The organism is Bacteroidota bacterium (assembly GCA_034723125.1).
Classification (GTDB): Bacteria; Bacteroidota; Bacteroidia; order CAILMK01; family JAAYUY01; genus JAYEOP01.
On the sequence record JAYEOP010000237.1, the window covers coordinates 1 to 3,150 of the forward strand.

The window sequence follows — 3,150 nt, forward strand, 5'->3', positions numbered from 1 at the left end:
TTTATACTCAACCAGCGATTTTGGGAGAATTTGTGAAAAAGTAGTAAACAAAAAAAACCACTTAAAATTAAGTGGTTTTTTTGTGATCCCGCTGGGGCTCGAACCCAGGACCCTCGGCTTAAAAGGCCGATGCTCTACCAGCTGAGCTACGGAATCCGCTGTAAATAGAGGTGCAAAATTAAAAATAATATTTTTACCTGCAAGTTTTTTTTTAAATATTTTTATATTATTTTTTATCCTCATCTATATCCCTAACTATCAGCGGTTTCGCTTCTTCAAGCTTATGTTTATTAAATGTATAAAATTTAACATTCGAATTATCAAAACCTTGTGAATTATTTGTTCTTTGAAAATAAAAAAACCTGCTTTTTTGCTCAGGATTTTTTACAAATGCTTCTTTGGGAAAATATTTACCATGAGAAACTAATTGGTTAGTAAAATACAGCATAGTTAAATATGCTGTGTATGAATATTTTGTTGCTTCTGTTTTAAATTTTTTCCTATATCTTTTTGTAAAAACAATTACACTTGAATCTGAATATTCCATAATTGGTTTTGATACAAAGTAGGTATTAATTTTTTCCAAATATGAAATATCAACAGAGTTGAAATAAAGCCATTTAAAAGGAACAATGGTTACAATTTCATTCTCAACTGCTACCAAATTTGTAATTATTGAATTTACCATAACCTCATTATCAATAAGAAATAATAATACATTTTTTTCATCATTAAGCAATTTAATATAAGAAGCAGTTGACCATGAAATATTATTAACATTCACAGTTGAAGTTTTGAAAGAAGAAAAAACAGAAGTATCAATTGTGTTCAAAACAGTTTTTAATGCAAAATCTGTTTTCCCCGTTGAAGTTGTTATTAAAATAATATTATGATTTTTAAAATTCTTTTCAATATATCTTGAAACATTTTCTATAAATCTTACTTCTGTTGGTTCTAATGAAATAAAATATGGATTTTTAACAATACATGAATCAATAGTTGAAAAGAGAGAGACAAAGGGAATTTTATTTTTTAATGAAAATTCCGAAATCACTTTTATATTTTTTATTAAGAATGGTCCAATAATCAAATCAGCATCAATCTCTTCTAACTGTTGAATTATTCCAGTATCAGTTTTAAATTTACTTTTTTCATTATCCAGCACAAAGATATTAATATTAATATCAAGTTTAGAAATACTATCTTCAAGAGCTAGTAAAACTCCACGATAAAAATCAAGTGCGGCAGTGGAAATTACTTCCTGATTGTATTCTTTATCATAAATATCCGATAAAAGCAAAGGTAGTACAATTGCAATATTGTAGCTTTCTTTTAAAACGTCAGGATAAATAATATCAATTGTATCAATTTTCTTTTTTTCAATAAGCGATGTTTTTATCGTATCAATATTATTTTTTTGCTTAATAAATTGACTTTCAAGCTTAGCTTGTTCTACATCCTGTTTTTGTAAAATACAAGACTGAAAGACGAACAGCATCAAAAATATTGAAAAAATTCGTGCTAAATTATTCCCATTCAATTGTTGACGGAGGCTTTGAACTAATATCATAAACAACTCTATTTATTCCTTTTACTGAATTAATTATTTTATTTGAAACTTTTGATAAAAATTCCGTAGGCATTGGATACCAATCAGCAGTCATGCCATCTGTAGAAGTAACAGCTCTAAGAACAACTGTAAATTCATAAGTTCGTTCATCACCCATTACACCAACAGTTTTTACAGGAAGTAAAATTGTTGCTGCTTGCCAAATTTTATCATATAAGTTATCTTTTCTCATTTCATTTATAAAGATATAATCAGCTTCTTGAAGTATTTTTATTTTTTCAGTTGTAATTTCTCCAAGAATTCTAATTCCTAATCCGGGACCAGGGAAAGGATGCCTGCTATAAAGTACTTGTGGAATTTCTATTTCTTTAGCAATTTTTCTTACTTCGTCTTTAAACAAAAGATTTAACGGTTCAATTATTTTTAAGTTCATTTTTTCGGGTAATCCACCAACATTATGATGTGATTTTATAGTTACTGCAGGTCCTTTTGTCCCCGCTGATTCTATAACATCAGGATAAATTGTTCCTTGCCCAAGCCATTTAACATTTTTAATCTTTTTTGCTTCAGTTTCAAATATTTCAATAAATGTTTTGCCAATTGCTTTTCTTTTTTCCTCAGGATCCGAAATTCCTTGTAATGCATTGTAAAATTCTTCTTTTGCATCTACGGGAATAACATTAAGATTTAATTGTTTATAATTTTCTATTACTTCAGTAAATTCATCTTTTCGGAGTAATCCATTGTCTATAAAAATACAATAAAGATTCTCCCCTATAGCATTGTGTAAGAGTGTGGAAGCAACTGTCGAGTCAACTCCTCCCGACAAGCCCATTACAACTTTATCGTTTGTTAAAGTATTTTTAAGTTCCTCAATTGTTGTATTTACAAAATGTGAAGGTGTCCAGTTTTGTTTGCATTTACAAATATCAATAATAAAATTTTTCAGCATTTTATTTCCTTCCATAGTATGATAAACTTCAGGATGGTATTGTAATCCATACCATTGTTTTTGCTTATTTTGAAATGCTGCTATCGGAATATCTTCAGTTGTGGCAATTATCTCATAACTTTCGGGAAGTTTAAGAATGGTATCACTGTGAGACATCCATATCTGAGAATTTTCTACATTAATTAATAAATCACTTTTATTTTGAGTTTTTATAAGTTTGGCTCTTCCATATTCCCTGATATGAGATTTCTTAACATCTCCTTTGTCCTCATTTACCATTAGTTGTGCTCCGTAACAAACTCCTATTACAGCTTTTCCTCCACAAAACTTTTCAATATCCAATTGTGGAGAATCATTTTCAAGTGTTGAATACGGACTTCCTGATAAGACAATTCCTTTTACTTCTTCAGTAATTTCAGGCAAGTCATTGTAAGGGTATATTTCCGAATACACATTTAATTCACGAACTTTTCTTGCTATTAATTGCGTATATTGTGAACCAAAATCTATAATTATAATTTTTTCCATCAGGTAAAAGTAATACTTTGATTGTTAATAATGAAATTTATTTTTTATGAAGAAGTTGAAGAAGTGCCTAGAGTGCCTAAAGTACTTAAAGTGCCTAAAG

The 3,150-nt window shown here is 28.9% G+C and carries 2 protein-coding genes and 1 tRNA gene; all 3 read right to left on the reverse strand.

The annotated features are described in order from the left end of the window. Window positions 1-83 precede the first annotated feature (83 nt). The 3 genes from U9R42_06600 to guaA all read right to left on the reverse strand — a co-directional run bounded on the left by U9R42_06600 (window position 84) and on the right by guaA (window position 3,053). A tRNA-Lys gene (locus U9R42_06600) sits at window positions 84-156 on the reverse strand. 70 nt (window positions 157-226) lie between these two features. After that, window positions 227-1,570, reverse strand: coding sequence for an ABC transporter substrate-binding protein (locus tag U9R42_06605; protein MEA3495688.1), 1,344 nt, complete (start codon window positions 1,568-1,570; stop codon window positions 227-229). Next, window positions 1,527-3,053, reverse strand: coding sequence for a glutamine-hydrolyzing GMP synthase (guaA, locus tag U9R42_06610; GenBank protein ID MEA3495689.1), 1,527 nt, complete (start codon window positions 3,051-3,053; stop codon window positions 1,527-1,529). The genes U9R42_06605 and guaA overlap by 44 nt, the downstream gene beginning before the upstream one ends. Window positions 3,054-3,150: the final 97 nt, after the last annotated feature.